Source organism: Sphaerospermopsis sp. LEGE 08334 (assembly GCF_015207205.1).
In the GTDB taxonomy this organism is placed as follows: domain Bacteria; phylum Cyanobacteriota; class Cyanobacteriia; order Cyanobacteriales; family Nostocaceae; genus Sphaerospermopsis.
The window spans coordinates 62,099-83,807 of record NZ_JADEXH010000028.1 but is presented as its reverse complement, the minus strand read 5'-3'; the positions used below and the strand labels follow the sequence as shown (position 1 = coordinate 83,807).

Genomic DNA, 21,709 nt, shown 5'->3' with positions numbered 1-21,709 from the left:
CCCCAGTCCCCAGTCACCTATCCTAACTTAGCAATTTCAGTTTCCATCGTCGCTGCAATTTGACCCAGTTGATCCGGTGAGTTGGTTTCCATATACACTCTCACCAAAGGTTCTGTACCCGAAGGACGCAATAACACCCAACTACCTTCTTCTAAATACAGTTTGATCCCATCCTTTCTTCCCACTTCCTTCACCTTAATTCCCGCTACTTCCGAAGGAGGATTTTTGGTATAGGCATCAATCACAGCGTTTTTGTGAGATTCGGTAAGGTGTAAATCCAAGCGGTTGTTATACAAAGGACCATCAGCTTCAGCAATAGCTTCCTGAACTAACACACTTAAAGGTTTACCCTCATAGGCGATCGCCTCAGCCACCAGCATATCAGCCAAAACCCCATCCTTTTCAGGAATATGGCCAATAATACTCAAACCACCTGATTCTTCCCCACCAATCAAAACAGCGGTTTCCCGCATTTTCTCACCAATGTATTTAAAACCAACCGCAGTTTCATAAATTTGCAGTCCATTTTTAGCCGCAAAATTATCTAACAAATGAGTAGTCGCAACCGTTCTCACAATTGCGCCTGTTTTACCCTTATTTTTGATTAAATGTCTTGCTAAAACCAACAGCACCGTGTTGGGAGTCAGAACATTTCCCAGTTCATCCACAATCCCAAAGCGATCGCTATCTCCATCCGTTGCTAAACCCAAGTCAGCTTTATCAGCTTTTACAGCTTCCACCAACTCAACCAACTGTTCACCCTTGGGTTCTGGCATCCCACCGCCAAAAAGTACATCTCTCCAAGTGTGGAAACTTTCCAACTGAGTACCGCAATGTTGCAGCACCTCATCTAAATAGCCACGAGATGTAGAATAGAGAGCATCGTACTTAACTTTTAAATTTGCACCCTTAATTTTTTCCACATCCAGCAATGTGTAGATAAAATGCAAATAATCAGGTTTCGGATCAAAAGTAGAAATCGTCCCCGATGGGTTACTTCCTGGTAACTCATCCGATGCCGTTTCTATATTGGCCACAATAGTATCAGTAATTTCTGGAGTGGCAGGACCAGCGTAGTCTGGTATATATTTAATCCCACAATATGGTGCAGGATTATGACTAGCAGTAAACATCAAAGCCCCTGCGGAATTAAGGTGTTTCGCATTGTAGGCAATCACAGGAGTCGGGCAATCCCGATCCGTAATTTTCACATTCCACCCTAAATCTGCCAAAACCGCAGCAGATGTCCGTGCAAACTCATCAGCCAAAAATCTTGTATCGTAGGCAATTAAAACTGGTCTGTCTTTACTATAGGCAGTTTCCAGATAACTAGCGATCGCCCTAGTTACTTTCCTTACATTAGGAAAAGTAAAATCATCGGCAATAATGCCACGCCAGCCATCAGTACCGAATTTTATTTTACCAGAATTGTTAGGGTTACTCATTTTGCTACTCTCTCCCGTGCATCATCACTACTATGAGGAAGCATCCCGCAAAGCTTGTGGAACAACCACCATCCTGCAAGTATCCCCAAGGTAATTTCTCTCACTGTACCTGAGCAATGTCAATCCCTGCTAGACCCTTTGTAAGTTACCACCTTTGGTCCCTAGTTTCCCCCAAAAGAGGCCAAGAACATTGGCATTGTCAAATGCGAAGGGGATTCATTAAAGCACGACAACATGAACCAGAGGTAAAAGCTTTATTATCCCAAGCTACACCACCACAGCGGATTGGTATGCTTGCCCAAAAAGGTATCTATGAATTTCATCATCATCTTAACTGGTTAACTCAATCAGATGGTGTGGAAAAAGTAGCCCAGTTGTTAAAATTAAGCAATTTTACTTTTCAAGTCAAGCAACGGGTACTGCACATTTTACAAAAATATCAAAAATCGCCTTTGCTGTTAAATAAACGCATTCTGCAATTAACTCCTGGTGATGAAGGTTTTCCTAAACCAATTTTCATTGAAAAAGCTAATTATTGTTTTCGGTTATATGCTGCTATGGACTGTGTTTTTATTGAGTCTGATAGCACTTTGCATATTTTAGATTTTAAAACTGGTAAGTCAGATTTTGATCAAAGACAAGCTTTAGTTTATTTATTAGCTGCACGTTATCTTTATCCTGGGAAAACTGCCGTAGCATCATTTTATAATTTGGAAATTGGTAAAAAATCTGATTTAATTACTATTAATAATCATGAGTTAGCATCTTTGGAATTTGAGTTGGCTAATGTAGCAAATAAACACCAAATTGATTTACAAAACTATGCAGCTACAAGCAATAACTTTAGTAAAATCTTTCCACCTAACCCTGGTTATCATTGTAGATTTTGTCCGTTTAACTCAATCTGTGAATTTTCTCAATTTAACCCGGAAAAATCACATTCAACGCCAATAATTCCTAATTTGTAATTTAAAACATCCTGCCTTTCTACTGTCACCATGGCGTAGCACCTGTCACCTACTAACAAAATCTCTTAAAAAACGATAAATCAATATTACCAAAATGAATACTCATAGCAATATTTAATTGCTCTAAAGTTGCTACTAACCAATCAATAGCATCTGTAGTTGCATTTTCATAATGATTAAATAAAATTCCAAATCTTTTTTCTAAATATGGTTTCACTTTACTACAAATTAACACCACTTTTAGCAACAAGCCAATGGTTTCTAAAGAACCTTGATTACTAATTAAATCTAAAAAAGTTGCGTGTTGTGGTGATGCTTGGCTATTAACAACTAAAAAATTTAATAACTGACTACAAGTTCTCACCACCAAAAAATCATTTATCTTTTGATCATCAGCATCCGGTAATATATTTTGTAAATGATTTGACAAACGTTGATTAAATTGGCGTTGACCATATTTACTATCAATGGAAGATATTAGATACTCATGTAAATCTTTCTTAAAATTATGGAAATTATTGCCCCTGTGATTCATATATTGTAAGAACTGCTGCGCTCTCTCGTGATAAGTATAGTTACTATCTGTTTTACCAATAAATTGTTTTACCGTACTGTAGAGATCCCTATCACTCAATAATGTAGGATTATCAACAGGGCGTAATATCCGATTAGCTTCCGCTGGGGAAACGTTTCTTAAAACCTGAATCCGACGCACTTTATAAGTTATATATTGTGATAAATCTACTTCAAATTTTTTTTGTACCTCTGCTTGAAAATGTCTCACTGTTTCTTGTTGTTCAAAAGTAGAATCTTCACTAATTAAACAATGTTCATATAAATAGGGATAGCGCCGAATTAAATTACTCAAAGGCTGGTGTTCTTCAAGACTATTTACTCTAGGAGTTTGATTCACTAATTGCAAAAATCGCCGTAAGATTACATACTGCTCACTATTAATAAAAATCTGTATCAGTTCCCGCAAACGCCTAATTTCTCGTATCCGTAAAGAATTAATTCCCAACCTATTAGATGGTGAATCAAACAAATTGATTAAATCCACAATTGCATAATGCCAATTTGGTTGTAAATACCACCGATTAATTAAAATATGACAACAGCGATTAATGAAAAGGTTAAACTCATTTTTTTTTTGCTTAGATGCGGTAATTTTGTCTAAAATCGGAATGATTTCTGGTTCAGGATAATTTGCACGTTCCACAAAAAGAGCGCGAAAACGTCCAACCATTTGGTCTGGAGATTCCATTTGTACCAAATGCAGCAAATGTTGATATATCAACTGTTCTTCTTGATAACAGTCGTGGTAGTTGTGCAGGTATTCTCGTTTATCACCATGCACTTTTCCTGATGGTGTTTGTTCCACAGTTTTTTCAGATTCAGAACTTGTCCAATTTTTCACCTTTTATTACCGTTTACAAATTGCTTGATCCGTTATTTTCATACTTCGATAGGTGCGTGTGAACTTGACTGATACAGTTTTCACAAACAATGGTTGAATAAAGTTTATTTTCCATATTTCCTGATGAGCAGTTCATATCACCATTTTACAGCTTAAACCGAAAAATTACTGATATTTTCATTAAAGGCTACATAAAAATTTTTTACCTAAACCTTAAACTTTTGATTAACTTAGGCATATCAGTCGTATCCAGGGGCGTTAGGAGCTAATTCTGCTCCTACCTGATACCCCATTACTAAATACAATTTGTCAATTTTGAAGTCTCAAATTAAATCGGTGGTAATTCTTTAAGAATTGTAAACCGAATATGGTTAATCGCCAAATTGCCAATGGATATTTCTTCTTTGGTTAGCCTTTCACCATTACTGGTAAGAGTTTCAAAAGAAACGCCTTTGCCAATTTCAATGTGATACCAGCATAAACCCATAAAGAAGCGTGTAGGATAAGGACCATAATCACCTATATCATCGGGATTAGATTCCATTGGTAGCCAACCAAAATTAGGAATGTAAAACTCTAGCCAAACATGATTAAAGTCAGGTTGTAGGGGAACTCCCTGTTTTTCACCGTAAGGAGGGCATTTATACCTGCCGACAGTCCGACAAGGAATACCATTTAAACGACACAAACCCAGCAATACGCCTACATATTCCCCACAAGAACCAACACCTCGTTCTAAAACTATGTCTGGTGTATCTATGTGGGGTTTAATACCATATGATAACTCATCATAGACATAGTTGCGGATATTGTACATTTTTCGTAACATATTGGTTTCCGAACCAACAGCATCACGAGCAGCACGGCGGACAATGGTTGTATCCATTGCTAAATCATCATCATCCACCAAATAGCGAGTTTGTAATTCTGGTGTGAGTTCAGGGAGGTCTTCTACATCTTTGGGTGTGATGCGATACTTAATACCGCGAACTTCTAAAAGTGCCTTCCAGCCAAATATATGGCGTTCACCGGGAACGAGAGTATCAAAATTAAATACAGCTACCCGTTGTCCTTCGATAATTTCTTCTGTGAAAGGTAAACCAATGGGTTCAACTTGTTTAACCTTTTGGCGTTCTGTTTCTGATGGTAGAGCAATACGCCATTCAACATTGGGTAAATAAACTTCTTCTAAAGGTGAAATTTCTTCCACATAAGACATTTCCACCAAATAACCATTAGATAAGGCGTAGCGTTTATCTAGGTTGTAGTGATAATACAAGGGATGAATAAAAGTGATATCCCGATAAGTTAGCTCATGATTAGGATCAGCATTGGGATTATCACGAATATAAGGCTCTTCTGTAGAGTAAGCAACATAGAGCAGATCCTTAGCTGTGGTTTGCTCCTGACTGTGGATAGCAATACCTGTAGGAGAAGCAAAAGGAGTGAGGACACTAAAGCGAACTTCTCCAGTTGCCCGGTCCATAGAGTAAACTGTTTGTTCTGTGCGATCGCAAACCCAGAGAGTTTCTTCGCTGACTGCCAAATTTTCTCTCCCCACCCCAGGGGCATAAAATCTAGTAATTTCTTTGCGTGTATCTTTGTCAAAAATCAGAATATAACCTAGTCTTTGGCAGCTAACATAGACAGTAGATTCCCAAACCGCAACACCATCAGCCGCATAAGGTAAAGTAACAAAATGCTCCAAACCCCAAGAACCCAACTTACACAAATAAACGCTATTACCACGGCTGACCCAGAGTGTATTTTCCCACACAGCTAAACCAGTAACATCTGTAAATTCCTTAACTTGGTGGGGATTAAGAATTTTACTGTTATCAGAGATAGGGTCAATCTCTAGCAGATGTCCCTTGATAGAGTCAATAGCAATGAGTTTATCTTTAATGAAAGCAATACCATAGAGGGTAGCAGCAGTAAACGGTCGAATAGTTTTTTGCCCAAACATCTGGCTAACATTCAAACTAGGGAGTGTCAAACTCATATTATTAGTCATTAGTCATTAGTCATTAGATATTAGTCATTAGTCATGGGGTATGGGGCATTGGGCATTGGGCAAAATCAAGTCAAAAGTCAAATTAAATAACTCTTTTCCCCCTGCTCCCCTGCCTCTTCTTCCCCAGTCCCCAGTCCCCTATCCCCAATACATGATTGATGGAAATCCTGCCATCACTAAATTATGATCGAATTTTGTAACCATTTCCTGTAACCTACACGATGTCTGCTCATTCTTTACCTGAAAGTGCCGCAGTTTGGCATGGTTTGGAGGTTGATAAAGCTTTAGAACTGCTTGATAGCAATGCAGACAGCGGCTTAACACCCCAAGAAGTTGAACAACGTTTGCAAAAATACGGTCCCAACGAACTAGAAGAACAGGGTGGCCGTAGCCCTTGGGAGATTCTCCTAGATCAGTTCACTAACATCATGTTATTGATGCTGATCTTTGTGGCTTTTATTTCTGGTTTCTTAGATTTTTTGGCGTTGCAACAAGGTACATTAAAACCTGGTGAAGTTCCATTTAAAGATACAATTGCGATTATGGCGATTGTAATCCTGAATGGTATTCTCGGTTATGTCCAGGAAAGCCGTGCAGAAAAAGCTCTGGCGGCCTTGAAAAAACTCTCTTCGCCCTCAGTGCGCGTGATCCGTAATGGTAAACTGACGGATGTAGCGGGGAAGGATCTTGTACCTGGGGATGTGATGCTACTGGAAGCGGGGGTACAGGTTTCTGCTGATGGACGCTTAATAGAACAGTCTAATTTGCAAGTGCGAGAGTCAGCATTGACTGGTGAAGCTGAAGCTGTCAATAAGCAAGCCATACTTACATTACCAGAAGATACGTCACTCGGCGATCGCATTAATTTAGTTTTTCAAGGTACGGAAGTTGTCCAAGGCCGTGCTAAGGTGCTTGTCACCAATACTGGCATGACAACGGAACTAGGCAAAATTGCCACTATGTTACAGTCGGTGGACAGTGAACCTACTCCCCTGCAACAACGCATGACGCAACTGGGTAATGTGTTGGTATCCGGTTCTTTGGTGCTAGTTGCTCTGGTTGTCGGTGGTGGTCTGATCCATGATTTAGTGAAGGGAATAGGTTGGAAAAATTTACAAGAATTGGTAGAAGTTTCTCTCAGTATGGCAGTGGCGGTAGTTCCTGAAGGTTTACCTGCGGTGATTACTGTAACTTTGGCTTTGGGTACTCAGCGGATGGTGCGCCATCATGCTTTAATTCGTAAACTTCCAGCAGTAGAAACTCTCGGTTCTGTAACTACCATCTGTTCTGATAAAACCGGGACTTTAACTCAAAATAAAATGGTGGTGCAGTCAGTCTACACCAATCAAAAAACTTTTCGAGTCACAGGAGAAGGTTATGCTCCTGTTGGTGATTTTCAATTAGATGGTCAAAAAGCTGATTTAGAAGAACATCCAGAAATATCTGCTTTATTAGTTGCTTGTGCTGTGTGTAATGACTCGGTACTGCAAAAAGAAGCGGGAGAATGGGCAATTTTAGGCGATCCCACTGAAGGCGCTTTGATGACTTTGGCGGGTAAAGCTGGTATTGAAAAGGATCAATGGAATAGTAAGTTACCCCGTGTGTCTGAGTTTCCCTTTTCTTCTGAAAGAAAACGCATGAGTGTTATTTCTCAGGTGGAAGCAGTGGCCACAGGTGATCCAGGGATGACTGGGGTTGATCCGGTAATAGCTGGTTTTGTGGACTCAGAACAGTATTTAATGTTTACTAAGGGTTCACCAGAATTAACTTTAGCTTGTTGTACTCACATTTATTTAGGCGATCGCTCTGTTCCCATAGACGAAGAACAACACGCCCAAATTCTGGCAGCTAATGACCAAATGGCCTCTCAAGGTCTGCGGGTATTGGGTTTTGCTTATAAACCTTTAACAGAAATACCCCCCGAAGCTTCAGAAGATACTTCTGAAAATGATTTGGTGTGGTTGGGTTTGGTGGGAATGTTGGATGCTCCACGCCCTGAAGTGCGGGCGGCTGTGGCAGAATGTCGTCAGGCTGGTATTCGCCCGATTATGATTACTGGTGATCATCAGTTGACTGCTAGGGCGATCGCTCTTGACTTGGGTATCGCTGATGCAGATGCTAGAGTTCTCACTGGTCAAGAATTACAGCGCATGAGTGATCCTGAACTAGAACAACAAGTTGATTTAGTCAGTATTTATGCTAGGGTTTCTCCAGAACACAAACTGCGAATTGTTCAAGCTTTACAGCGTCGTGGTAGATTTGTGGCCATGACGGGAGACGGGGTTAACGATGCACCCGCCCTGAAACAAGCTGATATCGGTATCGCTATGGGTATCACCGGTACAGATGTCAGTAAAGAAGCCAGTGATATGGTGCTGTTAGATGATAACTTTGCCACTATTGTTGCTGCTACTAAAGAAGGTAGAGTTGTTTATACCAATATTCGGCGGTTTATTAAATACATCTTGGGTAGTAATATCGGCGAAGTTCTCACCATTGCTTCAGCGCCACTTTTGGGTTTGGGTGGTGTTCCCCTCACACCTTTACAAATTCTGTGGATGAACTTGGTGACAGATGGTTTACCTGCTTTAGCTTTAGCTGTCGAACCCCCAGAACCGGATGTCATGCAGCGTCCGCCTTTTAGTCCCCGTGAAAGTATTTTTGCTAGGGGTTTGGGTGCTTACATGGTACGAATTGGGATTGTATTTGCGATTATTACAATTATTCTCATGCAATGGGCTTATTCTCACGTCCAAATAGCCACCGGAGAAAATCTAAATCCCGAACGCTGGAAGACAATGGTATTTACTACTTTATGTCTTGCCCAAATGGGTCATGCGATCGCTATTCGTTCTAACAATCAGCTAACAATAGAAATGAATCCTCTTTCTAATAAATTCGTATTAGGCGCTGTAGTTGCCACTACGATTTTACAGTTAATGCTGGTTTATGTTCCACCTCTGCGAGCCTTTTTTGGTACTCATTATCTGCCTTTTAATGAGTTACTAATTTGTATTGGTTTCAGTGCCTTGATGTTTGTTTGGATTGAAGGAGAAAAGATTTTCTTCCGCGTTATGGGCAAGAAGAATGTTTGATTGGTAATGGGTAATTGGTAATTGGTAATAGATGATTGGTAATAATCAATCAATATTACCTATTACTATGTTTAAATTACTAAAATGGTTTACTGAATAAATTCTTTAGTAATTCGTAAATAAGAGAATATAGGAAATAGTCAAAAGTTAATTATTTTTATCCTGACTCCTGACTCCGGTTGGTGAGCGAAGTCGAACCACTGACTCCTGAATGCTTAAATATGTATCTTAAAAATCTACACCTCAGAAATTTTCGTAATTATCAAGAGCAGAAAATTGAATTTACTGCCCCTAAAACAATTTTAGTTGGTAATAATGCCCAAGGAAAATCTAATTTATTGGAGTCTGTAGAGTTGTTAGCAACATTGCGATCGCACCGCATGGGTAAAGATCGTGATTTTATTAAAGATGGTGAAGATATCTCTCAAATTAATGCTACCCTAGAAAGAAGCGCAGGAATAAGTGATTTAACATTAACCTTACGCCGACATGGCCGCCGTACTGTAGCTATAAACAGTGAAATAGTCCGCCGTCAAATGGACTTTCTCGGTGTTTTAAATGCTGTAGAATTTTCTAGTTTAGATTTAGAATTGGTGCGTGGTAGTCCTGAAGTTCGTCGTAATTGGTTAGATACTCTTTTGATTCAACTCGAACCAGTTTATGCTCACATTTTACATCAATATAACCAAGTATTACGCCAACGTAATGCTTTTTTGAAAAGGAGTCAGCAGTCAGGAGTTAAAAGCCAAAATTCGGAATTAGCTATTTGGGATGCACAGTTAGTTAACGCCGGCACAAAGGTAATTAGAAGACGCGATAGAGCTATTCAAAGATTAACACCTATTGCTGCCAAATGGCACGCTAGTATTAGTGGTAGTACAGAAATTTTAGAAATTAATTATGCTCCTAATGTGCCAATAAAAAAAGATGATAATGAAGATATTGCACAATATTTTTTCGGGAAAATTCAACAACGTTCTGTTATTGAATTACACCGAGGTACTACCCTTGTTGGACCCCATAGGGATGAGGTAGAATTAATTATTAATCAAACACCTGCTCGTCAATATGGTTCTCAAGGTCAACAACGTACTTTAGTTTTAGCTTTAAAATTAGCAGAATTACAATTAATTGAAGAAGTCGTTAATGAAGCTCCTTTACTTTTATTAGATGATGTTTTAGCAGAATTAGATTTATCCCGTCAAAATCAATTACTTGATGCTATTCAAGACCGTTTTCAGACTTTAATTACTACTACCCATTTAGGTGCTTTTGACTCTCAATGGTTAAAATCTTCACAAGTTCTCTTTGTAAAAGGCGGAGAAATATCATGTAATTGATAATTGATAATTGATAATTGATAATTGATAATTGATAATTAGTGATTGTTTATTATTCCCTATTCTCCATTGACTAACCAAAAAGATATGAAATTGCAACAAAATAACATGATATTAGAGGTTGTTTGAAAAGTATTAGATGAAACACTTTCCCTCCTTGTCTTCCAGGTCTTGCCTTAACAGATAATATTAAAAACCTACCCCTGTGAGGGTTTGGAGAGGGGTTTATTTATACATTAAAAACTTTTCAAACATCCTCTAACATCTGAGTTCTTAAACCAGCCGGTTTATGCTTGATTTGCCTTTCTAAACCGATTATTGAACCAATTAGCAATGCTAGACAGAGGCGAAAGCAGATATTCAGCCAATCATTGCTGGCAATATAGTAAGGATTTGTCAATAAATGTGTATTAACGAAAAAGTTATTATATTTTACCCTAACTTAGTCATGTAATGGCAAAAAGTCAATGTTCAATAATATTTATTTATATTTCTATTTATTTACCTGAAATTATATATTGAGGAAATAATCGAAAAATGTAGCAATTATATTTTACCATAAGGTCAGTGGGTCGATAATCGACAAATGATACGTAAAACTTGCACAAATGACACCTAACGAATTGAGTGGACAAACTCTACTGGCTAGACAACATTAAATCACAAGACCGCACCCAAGTTGGGGATAAGGCGTTTTACTTGAGTAAAATTATGCAAAGGGGCTATCCAGTAGTACCTGGTTTTGTAGTCTCTACAAATGTGTGGCAAGAATTTCTAGAAACTCTCAATAGTTCAGAGTCATTAGTGGCGGACTTACCCTATTCTTCCTTACATTTAGATGTGGGTAATTGGCAACAACTTCAACAGGTGGCTGGCCGTTTGCGTCAGGAAATTATTGCTGGTAGTTTACCAAAGTATTGGGTGAGTGAGATTTTCCAAGCTGCTAAAACCTGGGAAGGGAAATGTTTAATTTTGCGTCCGAGTTTAAGTATATCATCTGGTAATCAGTTGATAGGAAATATTTCTGGGTTGCTGGAGTCGGTGTTTTGTGTTTGTAATGAGGAAGCTATCGCTGAAGGTTTAAAACAAACTTGGAGTCAGTTATTTCGTGCTAGAAGTTTACTATATTGGCAAAGTGTCGGCATTAATTTACAACACATTAATTTTGCGGTGTTAGTGCAACCGGTAGAAAATGCGATCGCTTCTGGTTCATTCCAAGCTGATACATCAGGAGTAGAAATAGAAGCAACTTATGGATTAGGAATAGCTATTAAGAAGGGTGAAGTATTACCAGATGTTTATTACCTTGAAAAAAATACTGGAATTATTCAAGAACAACAATTAGGAAATAAAATTCTCGCCTATTCTGTTCATAATCCTATATCTGTGACTGCTGAAGAATACCCATCTAAATTAATCACAGATCACAATTGTTTATTTTCCTATCTGCTCAATGAGGAACAACAAAAACAGTATGCACTTCCCGAAGAATTTATCCAACAAATCATTATTTTAGGCAATCAATTATTTAGTGAAATAGGGACAAAATTAACGATAAAATGGACAATTACAATTAATATTCCTACCCCAAAACTTTACATTACTCAAGTTAATGTTCCACCGTCTTTAATTCCTAACTTGCTCCTCAAAGGAATAGGGGCAGCTAGAGGGCGGATAACTGCTACCGCGTATGTCATTCTTGCTTCACAACCCAAACCTACACAAATACCCAAGGGAGTAATTTTAATCGCTCCTGCTATTACTCCTGATTGGTTGCCTTTACTACATCAAGTCAGTGGTATTATTACAGAAAGAGGAGGATTAACCAGTCATGCGGCCATTTTATCTAGGGAATTGGGTATTCCTGCTGTAGTCAGTGCTAAAAATGCGACTAATTTAATTAAAACTGGTGAAAATCTATTGCTTGATGGTGATAGGGGAGAAGTTTATCGTGGTTCAAAAGAGGGTAATATCTTGAAAGATGGAGAGAAAATTTCATTAACCGAGAATAAAAAAGAACAATTTGATCATCATGCAAATCAGCCTCATTATGGGTTGAGTAATGCTAAAATATTACCGATGATTGCCACCCAATTATTAGTTAATCTTAGTCAAACAAATTTGATTGAAACAGTACAAAGTTTACCTGTGGATGGGGTGGGTTTGTTGCGTTCAGAGTTGATGATTTTGAATATTTTGCAGGGACAAAATCCTCAAGCTTGGTTGTTGGATGGTAGACAAACGGAATTATTAGAAAGTTTATCTGAGGAAATTAAAAAATTTGCCATTGGTTTTGCACCTCGACCTATTTTATATCGTTCTTTAGATTGGCGACCACAAGATTTTCCTTCATTGAGTTATGGTGTAAAATCTGCATCAAGTTCAATTTTAGGTGAACATGGTACTTGGAGTTATGTGAAAAATTCGGCGGTTTTTGAATTAGAATTAAAGGCTTTATCAAGGTTACAAAAAAATGGTTATAGTAATATTCATTTGATGTTGCCTTTTGTGAGGACTGTGGAAGAATTTGTATTTTGTCGTCGTCAAGTTGAAGAAGCTGGATTAACTGAAAATCCCCATTTTCAATTATGGATTATGGCAGAAGTTCCCAGTATATTATTTTTATTACCTGAATATATTAAAGCTGGGGTAAGGGGTATTTCTATTGGTACTAATGATTTGACACAATTAATTTTAGGCGTGGATCGAGAAAAAGGAGAATTAGCAAGTATATTTGATGAACGTCATCCAGCGGTGATGGGTGCAATTTTTCAATTAATTAAAATGGCTAAAGATGGGGGTATTCCTTGTTCTATTTGTGGTCAAGCACCTGCTTTGTATCCAGAAATTATTGATAAGTTGGTGGAATGGGGTATTAGTTCTATTTCTGTAGAACCGGAAGCGGTGGAGAGGACTTATCAAGCGATAGCTCGTGCTGAACAACGTTTGATTTTAGCAGCAGCTAGGAAAATTTTGGGGAATTGAAAATTGAAAAGTGAAAATTGAAAATTACAGTAATTTTTAGGTGTTGGGACTAAATTTTTTTATCTCACGCAAAGGCGCAAAGTAAGAAAGCAATTTCAATAATGGACAATTACAGCACTTTCCGGTGTAATTAGGTACACTTTGGGCGGGCAAGATGCCCACCCCACAAGAGTTTTATTATTATGATTTGTACCTCATAATAACGAAATCTGCTGTAAATGAAACAATTGTCAATTGTCAATTATCAATTGATAAATATGCTGTCATAGCAGGTGGATAAGATTGTTAAAAATTGTATGGAAAAATGATAAATTTTGGGATAAGTTATATAATAAAAATATCATTGCAGATAAAGATAAAATTATCTGAATATGGATCAATATCAATCTTCTTCTTTGTATCATCAAGATTTCTATTGTTGGACACAACAACAAGCTAAAGCTTTAGAAGAAAGGCTAGTTTTAGAATTAGACTGGCAACATTTACAAGAGGAAATTCAAGCTTTGGGAAGGCAGGAATATCGAGAATTAGCAAGTCGTTTGGGTGTATTATTAGGTCATCTTTTAAAATGGGAATATCAACCGGAAAACCGTTCTCGCAGTTGGTTTTTAACAATTAGAGAACAACGTCGCGCTATTCTGCGACATCTGCGACAAAACCCTAGTTTAAAATCTCGCATCGAAGAAGCTATGTTAGATGGTTTTGAAGCAGGAGTTGATTTAGCTTTACGGGAAACTAATTTACCATTAAGAACTTTTCCCGAAAATTGTCCTTATTTATTTGATGATATTATTGCTGATGATTTTGTGTGTGATACCAGTCAAGATTGGGAAGGGTGCTAAAATCACATCTTCTTTTTTGAGAGACATTACACAGGTTCCAATACTGTTCGGTTAAGGATTTTTGTAGGTTGGGTTGAACAAAGTGAAACCCAACAAATGTCTGTAAATGTTGGGTTTCGTTCCTCAACCCAACCTACCCAATTTCATGGTTTTGAGCTTAACCGAAAAGTATTGACACAGGTTCTCTATCTTCTAAAGTGTAAATATCTGGTTCATCGTGGAGAAAGTTAAATGAATTTCTCATTTCAGCTAGTTTGATTATTTCGTGAGTTGACGGTTCAGAATTATCAACAAATAGTTCTTGCTCTAACATTTTCCGTTCTTCTGGAGAAAGAGATCGAATAATTTGAATGAGAGTATTTACTAATTTTATGTTCAGAGATTTTTCTGTAACTGTTTCTATCTCATGCATCCTAAATACTCCTGTGTTTAACTAATAGCCTTATTTACTAACTTTAAGCCGCAAATTTATAAACTGGAATTTGCATAAACCGAACTGGTTGAGGTTGCTGCAAAATAATTTGCTGTAACTGTTCAACAGTGTCAGGAGAAAAGAACTGCTCACCCGTTTCTAAATTGACTCTAGCTGGTACATTTTCGACTATCAAAAATTGACCATCTTTTTCTGATGAGTAAGTAACTCTTTGCTCTACAAAGTTTTCGTTAAAGTTCAAATTTTTATGATTCATCAAAGTCCTTCCCTTAACCCCATAGCAATTTTACTGTGTTTTTCAATTTGTCCCATTACCTGTTTTGCTCGTTGAATAACCACCGCAGGTAAACCCGCCAACCTTCCCGCTTCAATACCATAAGACTTATCAGCACCACCGGGTTGAACTTGATGTAAAAAGATAATTTGATCAGGCAATTCTTTCACCGTAACTTGATAATTTGCCACATTATCAATAATACTCGCTAACTCATTTAACTCATGATAATGAGTAGCAAAAATAGTCCGAGCTTTAATCTCCACTGCTAAATATTCTGCCACAGCCCAAGCAATAGATAAACCATCAAAAGTTGCAGTTCCTCTACCAATTTCATCTAACAAAACCAAAGATTTCGCAGTTGCATGATTTAAGATGTTTGCAGTTTCATTCATTTCTACCATAAAAGTAGATTGACCAGTTGCTAAATCATCAACTGCACCCACACGAGTAAAAATGCGATCGCAAATTCCCAACCTAGCAGACTTAGCGGGTACAAAACTTCCAATTTGCGCCATTAACTGAATTAAACCCACCTGCCGTAAATAACAACTTTTACCACTAGCATTAGGACCCGTCAAAATCACCAAATCAGGATAAGATGTATCATTCTTTCTTCTCTTCTCTTCTTCCTTCGTGTCCTTCGTGTCTACCCTTCGGGAACTGCTTCGCAGAACGTGGTTCGTTTCTCCGTAATTCTTCTCACCCAACCAAGTAGAATTAGGAACAAAAAACCCAGAAGGTAAAGACTGTTCAACCACAGGATGACGGCCATCAATAACCTCAACCTCCCGGCCTTCCACCATTTCCGGCCGACAATAACCTTGATGTACCGCCAACTCAGCTAACCCACATAATACATCAGCAGCAGCCACCGCACGGGAAATATTACGAATAGTATCCGCGTGTTCAGCCACTTCATCCCGTAAAGCGGCAAAAATCTCATATTCTAGCTGATTTAAGTCATCTCGCGCCGTCAATATCCGTGCTTCTCGTTCTTTCAACTCAGGAGTAATATAACGTTCCTCATTCGTCAATGTTTGTTTACGGATATAATTCTCAGGAACTTGATCGGATTTAGAACGTGAAATACTAATATAATACCCAAAAGTCTTATTAAAGCCGACTTTTAAATTAGCAATACCTGTTCTCACCCTTTCATCAACTTCTAAAGTTGCAATCCATTGTTGATCTGCTTCTACTGTAGCTTTTCTTTCATCTAACTGCGGGTTTATACTAGGACGAATTAAACCGCCTTCTTTTAAATGATTGGGTGGTGATTCTACTATGTGTAATTGTATTTTTTTTGCTAATTCTTCAAGTACAGGGGGGACTTTTTGCAAGGCTTTTAAAAAAGGCGATCGCGCTTCCGAAGCTAGGTAAGCTAATTCCGGTAAAAGAGAGATAGAATCAGCTAGAGCGACTAAATCCCGTGCATTTGCTCTACCTGAACCTGCACGACCTGCTAACCGTTCTAAATCGTATATTTTCCTTAATAATGCTCGTAAATCCTGCCGTAAAGGGGTATTATCTACCAGTTCTTGAATACTATCTTGTCTAGCTTTAATCCCTTTAATATCCAGTAGCGGTTGTAACAACCATCTTCTTAAAGCCCGACTACCCATAGCGGTGCTGGTTCTGTTTAAAGCCCATAATAAAGAACCGTGAAAAGTACCATCCCGCACGGTTTGGGTAATTTCTAGGTTGCGACGGGTTTGATGGTCTACGATCAGATAATCAGTTAAAGTATAGGTGCGTAATAATTGCAAAGATACGGGGTTTTGTTTTTGGGTATCTTCCAGATATTCTAACAGTCCACCAGCAGCGCGGACTGCAAGGGGGAGATGTTCACAACCGATACCTTCGAGTGATCGCAATTTGAATTTCTGTAATATTTTACTTCTGGCTTCGGCTTGAGAAAAGGGAAGTTGCGATCGCAAACTATAACAAAATGTGGGTGGTAAACATTGAGGAAGGGAAGGTGAAGTTTCCCCCGGTCGTAGTAAAGTACCTAAATCCGGTGCATTGGTGGGAAAAAGCACTTCAGAAGGTTGCAATCGCATTAACTCTTGGGTAAGGTGTTCTAAATCACTTCCTTGAGTAGTGAGAAATTCCCCAGTTGATATATCAGCATAAGCTAAACCCCAATAATTGACCGCAATTACCACAGCCGCTAAGTAATTATTGCGACTAGCTTTGAGCATTCCTTCTTCTAACAAAGTTCCCGGTGTGAGGATGCGGGTAACTTCCCGTTTCACTAAACCTACCGCTTCTGATGCGTCTTCAACTTGATCACAAATAACTACAGCATAACCTTTTTCTACCAATAAAGTTGTGTAGCGTTCCCATGCGTGATGAGGTACACCTGTCATAGTTACCCGACCCACATCACCCCCGTGTTTACTGGTGAGGACTAATTCTAATTCTCTGGATACGGTTACAGCGTCTTGAAAGAAGGTTTCAAAGAAGTCACCAACACGATACAGCAGCAACGCATGGGGGTATTTATCTTTCATTTCTACGTAGTGCTGATACATTTTACTCAGCTTGCTGCGGTCTTCTACCAGTTTTGTGTCGCTGAGGGGTGTATTAGGTTGCTGGGGTTCTGGTGTGGTCATGTGTAGATGCTGCGATTTTTGGCACTATTTTTGATGATAGCGTGGGGTTGGGGGGATGGGGGTGGTTGTTTAAGGTTTTTTAATTTTTTTCTCACGCAAAGACGCAAAGACGCAAAGAGGAAAGGAAAGATTATGATTTTAATAAGGGTTATTTGTCTTCGAGCAGCATTTCAATTACTTCACGTAAATTTTGCTGTAATTCGTCTAATGTTTCTCCTTGAGAATGCGCTCCTGGAAAACCTGGAACGTAACCTACATAAAGTTTTGTTTGTACGTCTCTTTCAATAATTGCGGTGAAAGTTTTCATAGAATTTTAGTTTAGATTATTGGGTTAAATTTTACATTATTTGATCATAACTGGACGTTGAGTAAAGAGGGCGATCGCTTCTTACCTAAAGAGAAGGCAAAGGTTAATTTTATATCTGTAATTTATATCACTGTATTTCTCCTTCTTGTTTTGCTCTGGCTACATCTTGTTTAATAAGTTGTTCGATATAGTTACTCAAGGATCTACCCTGGCGATCGGCTATTTTTTCGGCTTCTTCTTTCAGGGTTTGTTGTATATAGGTTGATACTCTGATTTTGTCGGTTGCCACTGTGATTACTGATGCTACTTTATTATTTTACTGTTCTACTTTCGTGAAATATACATCTACTGTAAAACTACTTTGAATTGACTTAGGTTTATAGTGGTACTACTATGGGATAAGTTAGTTTGATTTTTTTGGAGCAGGAATTAATATACAGATATGCCAAAATCGAGATACGACGAAGAAGAAAATAAATCTCGTCATGCAGCAGCAGATGAAGACTGTTGTGATGAGATGTCTGAGAAATATGGTTGGAAGTTGGTTGATATGGAGAAAACGAGTAACGATATTTTACCTGTAGATTGTGTGTTTGAGGGTAAAACTGAATTTCCACAGTCCTATTATGACACTGATGAGGAGTAAGAATAATGCGTAAGTGGATTGTTTTTCGTGCTGAGAAGCGTCAACCGGGATGGCAAGATAGAAAGTATGCTCATACAGGTTCTTTAACTAAAACTTTAGCTGAACATTATGATTGTTCAGATCAACCATTACCAGAAGCCGGATATCGTCTACCAGAGTTTATTCGTGTTGATCAGTTTGCTGATCCACAATATCCAGAAGCGAAAACCCATTATCGTCTCAGTGATTGGGAAGTAACCCATGTAGAAACCTATACTCCTGATATTCCTGTGGGTATGGGTTTTGATATGATTGTTATTTGTTATTGCAAATATTCACCTATTAATGCTCCTTTACAACCTATGCCAGAAAGACAGGTATCTGTTGATTCTTTTGCTGGTGATGAAGTGGCTTATAGTCGGTGGTTATCAACAGTGAAAGAACCAGCTGAAGTATAGTTTATGGGGTAATGGGGGCGATAGCTTTAAATTTTTTAATGTTTTTTTCTCACGCAGAGGCGCAGAGAGAGATATCGCAACTTTACAAAAATGCTAAATTTCCTGTTGCTGAACGGAACGGACTCAGTTACTTTTGTCTTTGGGTTGTTTATCCCGTGAGGAATTGTTACAAAGATTAGGAAACAGGTAAGGATAGTATAAAATATTATTTGGTTGGTTTGAGGATATTTCTCAAACTGCGGTATTTAAGAAATTATTTTTTCTTGATTGAATTATGCGTTAGATTTAACTTTAATAATTCTGTTATGGAGAATCAACTGTATGACATTTGATCTCGCACTATTCAGTTCAAAGTTGAAAAAATATAGAGCGCAGTTTGAAAATTCATTGGATGAAATTTCAGGTTCAACTGGTATTACAGTACAATCTTTGAATGATCTTGAAAATGGAAATAGAAAACCAACAGGTGATGAGGTTTTGATATTAGCAGATTACTATAAATGTGATTACCAGTTCTTTATATCAAATGAAAAATTAGCACCTTTTGAACAAACTGATACTCTCTTTAGAAGACATGGTGATCAGTTTTCCAAAAAAGATCGTTGGTCTGTCCAAGAGTTTCTTTTTCTATGCGAGTGTGAAGAGTTTTTATTAAGTTTAATTCCCAGGAAAGATTATAAACCATTCAGTTTTATTAAAGAAGGAAACTACTTTAAAGGTCACGGAGAACAAGCAGCAAAAAAGCTGAGAGAACATTTAGGATATTCTGTCAATCAGATCAATAGTAATATCTATGATGATTTTCGACGTTTGGGATTTCATATTTTCCGTCGTGAGTTAGGCAACTCTAATATTTCAGGTTTGTATATTAGACATCCTGTAGCGGGTAAATGTGTGCTAGTTAACTACAGTGAAGATGTGTATAGGCAAAGATTTACTGCTGCACATGAATCTGCTCATGCAATTTTAGACGAAGAAAAAGATTTTGTTCTGTCTCTTGAGTCAGACAAAAAAGAACGAGTTGAAGTTAGAGCAAATACATTTGCATCTCGTTATCTCATGCCTCCAGAGTTCCTCAGCAATATTCCAGATTGTAGAAACTGGAATCCTAATAAAGCTATTGAATGGGCTAATAAATTAAAGGTCAGCACACAAGCTTTGGCTTATGCTTTAAAAAATTCTATCGTGTTTGCTAAAAAAACCAACCAAGCTTTCTTAACAGATGATAGATGTGCTAGAAATCTTGCTAGTGAAGTCATGAATCCTAGATTAGTACAAACTACTCCCCACTTATTAGGTTGGTTATTTTTTGAAAATTTTTTGGGTGATAGCGATTTACAACCAATCATTAATGAACATGAAAAAAAGTACAATCGTAAATTAGGTAAATACTTTAAAGAAATGTATCATAGGGCTTTAGAGTACAGATCAAAAAAATTTATAATTATAAATGATAATGAAGCTAATTTATAAATTAATGCCTGAACCGGAAAATATTCAGTTTTTAACTGATAGTCAAGGTCAAAAAATCGCTGTTATTCTCAACTTTCAACAACATTTAACCCTGTGGCAAGATATTTACGATCGCATAATTGCTGATTTAATGGATGAGTAATAATATGCACATTATCAGCAAAAAAAGAATAAAAGAATTTTCTCAAGAACATCCCAAAGCTGAATCAAACTTAGAAACATGGTATAAAATTGTTAGTAAAGCTAAATGGGAAAATTTTGTTCAATTACGTCAAGTATTTCCATCTGCTGATTTAGTTGGTAATTTGACTGTTTTTAATATTAGTGGTAATAATTACCGACTAATTGCATTAGTAGACTATCAATATCAAGAAGTGTATATTCGCCATATCCTTACCCATGCAGAATATGATAAACAAAACTGGAAACAAGACCCTTGGTACACCTAAAACATACTTAGAATTAATTACTTCTTTTCCACCCAGAAAAATCACATCTGAGGAAGAATTAACCAGAACTCAAAATATCATTGATGAATTATTAGATCAAGGAAATTTAACTCCTGATGAACGAGATTATCTACATTTATTAGGATTAGTGGTATCTGAATATGAGGATCAAAATTATCCCATTCGTGACATTTATGGAGTAGAATTATTAAAAGTATTAATGGCAGAATTGAATTTACAATTTACAGATTTAATATCAATTTTTGAAGATGAAACTATATTGTCTGATGTTATAGCGGGAAAACAAACCCTCACCATTGAACACATCGAGAAACTTAGTGATTTCTTTCATATTGATCCATCTGTATTTTTAAGAAATGTTTAAAATTTATGTATTAAGTAAACTTCAATTTTTCTCTATTCTGCTTCTGTATTAAGTCTTATCATATTCTGCGACTACTACGACGGGTGGGTGTGGTTGGTGGTGGTGGTTCTTGAGATTTCAATAAATCATCATCTGTGAGAAATTCTACATGAAAACCTTTTTCACTATAATAATACCACCCCAGGACAACAATACTAGCATCACCCATTGAGGTATTTTGTACAGCTTGCTTGGGAAATTTATCAGCTAACTTTTTTAATTCTTCTGCTTCCCATAATACAACTTGTTCACGAAAAGCAGCCCAAGGACTTGTTTCATCAGCAGCAAAAATCATAATTTTTTTAAATTCTTCCGCCGATGTCCATTTATCGCCGCTTTTCGCTTGTGCAATATGATTTCCTGTTTCTATTACGGTAGCTAAAGGAAGTACCAAGGTTGTTCCTTTTTTTATTTCTAATTTAATTTTATCATTAACACTTTCAAAATCCCATTTATTATTACCCGCAGTTTCTTTACCTGGAACTTGTAACCAGACGCATAATAAAGATGTATCTATTAATAAAACTTTTCTCATTTTTTTA

At 37.5% G+C, this 21,709-nt stretch carries 21 protein-coding genes; 11 read left to right on the top strand and 10 right to left on the bottom strand.

The features are described from left to right. Positions 1-17 precede the first annotated feature (17 nt). Positions 18-1,445, bottom strand: coding sequence for a phosphoglucomutase/phosphomannomutase family protein (locus IQ237_RS16515; protein ID WP_194057019.1), 1,428 nt, complete (start codon positions 1,443-1,445; stop codon positions 18-20). A gap of 116 nt (positions 1,446-1,561) precedes the next feature. Between IQ237_RS16515 and IQ237_RS16510 the strand changes: the two genes are divergently transcribed. Beyond that, a complete protein-coding gene (locus IQ237_RS16510; RefSeq protein WP_194057018.1) occupies positions 1,562-2,413 on the top strand; it encodes a PD-(D/E)XK nuclease family protein in 852 nt (283 codons plus the stop codon). Positions 2,414-2,465: 52 nt separating this feature from the next. Here IQ237_RS16510 and IQ237_RS16505 read toward each other — a convergent pair whose 3' ends face one another. Further along, entirely contained in the window at positions 2,466-3,830 is a 1,365-nt protein-coding gene (locus tag IQ237_RS16505) for a hypothetical protein (RefSeq protein ID WP_194057017.1), read from the bottom strand. A gap of 328 nt (positions 3,831-4,158) precedes the next feature. Next, entirely contained in the window at positions 4,159-5,832 is a 1,674-nt protein-coding gene (locus IQ237_RS16500) for a transglutaminase family protein (protein ID WP_194057023.1), read from the bottom strand. 233 nt (positions 5,833-6,065) lie between these two features. Between IQ237_RS16500 and IQ237_RS16495 the strand changes: the two genes are divergently transcribed. Beyond that, the gene (locus IQ237_RS16495; RefSeq protein WP_194057016.1) at positions 6,066-8,939 is read left to right on the top strand and encodes a cation-translocating P-type ATPase; all 2,874 of its coding nucleotides are present in this window, start codon (positions 6,066-6,068) and stop codon (positions 8,937-8,939) included. 221 nt (positions 8,940-9,160) lie between these two features. Beyond that, positions 9,161-10,279, top strand: coding sequence for a DNA replication/repair protein RecF (gene recF, locus IQ237_RS16490; protein WP_194057015.1), 1,119 nt, complete (start codon positions 9,161-9,163; stop codon positions 10,277-10,279). A 247-nt stretch (positions 10,280-10,526) separates the two neighbouring features. Here recF and IQ237_RS16485 read toward each other — a convergent pair whose 3' ends face one another. Further along, on the bottom strand, positions 10,527-10,679 hold the full coding sequence (locus tag IQ237_RS16485) for an MgtC/SapB family protein (protein WP_194057014.1): 153 nt from the start codon (positions 10,677-10,679) through the stop codon (positions 10,527-10,529). Between the two features lie 227 nt (positions 10,680-10,906). On the opposite strand from IQ237_RS16485, the gene IQ237_RS16480 reads away from it, so the two are divergent. Beyond that, positions 10,907-13,264 carry a putative PEP-binding protein gene (locus tag IQ237_RS16480; protein ID WP_194057013.1) on the top strand — a complete coding sequence of 786 codons (2,358 nt, stop codon included), beginning with the start codon at positions 10,907-10,909 and terminating at the stop codon, positions 13,262-13,264. 371 nt (positions 13,265-13,635) lie between these two features. Next, positions 13,636-14,106, top strand: a complete 471-nt coding sequence (locus IQ237_RS16475; RefSeq protein WP_194057012.1) for a DUF29 domain-containing protein — start codon at positions 13,636-13,638, stop codon at positions 14,104-14,106. 157 nt (positions 14,107-14,263) lie between these two features. Here the strand turns inward: IQ237_RS16475 and IQ237_RS16470 are convergent, their stop codons facing one another. The 5 genes from IQ237_RS16470 to IQ237_RS16450 form a co-directional block, all read right to left on the bottom strand. Beyond that, a complete protein-coding gene (locus IQ237_RS16470) occupies positions 14,264-14,518 on the bottom strand; it encodes a hypothetical protein (protein WP_228020378.1) in 255 nt (84 codons plus the stop codon). A gap of 43 nt (positions 14,519-14,561) precedes the next feature. Further along, positions 14,562-14,795 carry a hypothetical protein gene (locus tag IQ237_RS16465; protein ID WP_194057011.1) on the bottom strand — a complete coding sequence of 78 codons (234 nt, stop codon included), beginning with the start codon at positions 14,793-14,795 and terminating at the stop codon, positions 14,562-14,564. Beyond that, positions 14,795-17,431, bottom strand: coding sequence for a DNA mismatch repair protein MutS (gene mutS / locus IQ237_RS16460; protein WP_194057010.1), 2,637 nt, complete (start codon positions 17,429-17,431; stop codon positions 14,795-14,797). The genes IQ237_RS16465 and mutS overlap by 1 nt, the downstream gene beginning before the upstream one ends. A gap of 148 nt (positions 17,432-17,579) precedes the next feature. Next, positions 17,580-17,738, bottom strand: coding sequence for a type II toxin-antitoxin system HicB family antitoxin (locus IQ237_RS16455; protein WP_194057009.1), 159 nt, complete (start codon positions 17,736-17,738; stop codon positions 17,580-17,582). A gap of 127 nt (positions 17,739-17,865) precedes the next feature. Beyond that, positions 17,866-18,027 carry a hypothetical protein gene (locus IQ237_RS16450; protein WP_194057008.1) on the bottom strand — a complete coding sequence of 54 codons (162 nt, stop codon included), beginning with the start codon at positions 18,025-18,027 and terminating at the stop codon, positions 17,866-17,868. 153 nt (positions 18,028-18,180) lie between these two features. On the opposite strand from IQ237_RS16450, the gene IQ237_RS16445 reads away from it, so the two are divergent. The 6 genes from IQ237_RS16445 to IQ237_RS16420 all read left to right on the top strand — a co-directional run bounded on the left by IQ237_RS16445 (position 18,181) and on the right by IQ237_RS16420 (position 21,128). Continuing rightward, entirely contained in the window at positions 18,181-18,384 is a 204-nt protein-coding gene (locus tag IQ237_RS16445) for a hypothetical protein (protein ID WP_194057007.1), read from the top strand. 5 nt (positions 18,385-18,389) lie between these two features. Further along, positions 18,390-18,821: a hypothetical protein gene (locus tag IQ237_RS16440; protein ID WP_194057006.1), complete on the top strand. Its 432-nt coding sequence runs from the start codon at positions 18,390-18,392 to the stop codon at positions 18,819-18,821. Between the two features lie 321 nt (positions 18,822-19,142). Continuing rightward, the gene (locus tag IQ237_RS16435; RefSeq protein WP_194057005.1) at positions 19,143-20,294 is read left to right on the top strand and encodes an XRE family transcriptional regulator; all 1,152 of its coding nucleotides are present in this window, start codon (positions 19,143-19,145) and stop codon (positions 20,292-20,294) included. Beyond that, entirely contained in the window at positions 20,278-20,436 is a 159-nt protein-coding gene (locus tag IQ237_RS16430; RefSeq protein WP_194057004.1) for a hypothetical protein, read from the top strand. The genes IQ237_RS16435 and IQ237_RS16430 overlap by 17 nt, the downstream gene beginning before the upstream one ends. A 4-nt stretch (positions 20,437-20,440) precedes the next feature. Further along, the gene (locus tag IQ237_RS16425; RefSeq protein WP_194057002.1) at positions 20,441-20,743 is read left to right on the top strand and encodes a type II toxin-antitoxin system HigB family toxin; all 303 of its coding nucleotides are present in this window, start codon (positions 20,441-20,443) and stop codon (positions 20,741-20,743) included. Next, positions 20,703-21,128 (top strand): type II toxin-antitoxin system HigA family antitoxin, encoded by a 426-nt coding sequence (locus IQ237_RS16420; protein WP_194057000.1) that lies wholly within the window; start codon positions 20,703-20,705, stop codon positions 21,126-21,128. The genes IQ237_RS16425 and IQ237_RS16420 overlap by 41 nt, the downstream gene beginning before the upstream one ends. 58 nt (positions 21,129-21,186) lie before the next feature. Here IQ237_RS16420 and IQ237_RS16415 read toward each other — a convergent pair whose 3' ends face one another. Continuing rightward, a complete protein-coding gene (locus tag IQ237_RS16415; RefSeq protein ID WP_194056998.1) occupies positions 21,187-21,702 on the bottom strand; it encodes a hypothetical protein in 516 nt (171 codons plus the stop codon). Between the last annotated feature and the right edge of the window lie 7 nt (positions 21,703-21,709).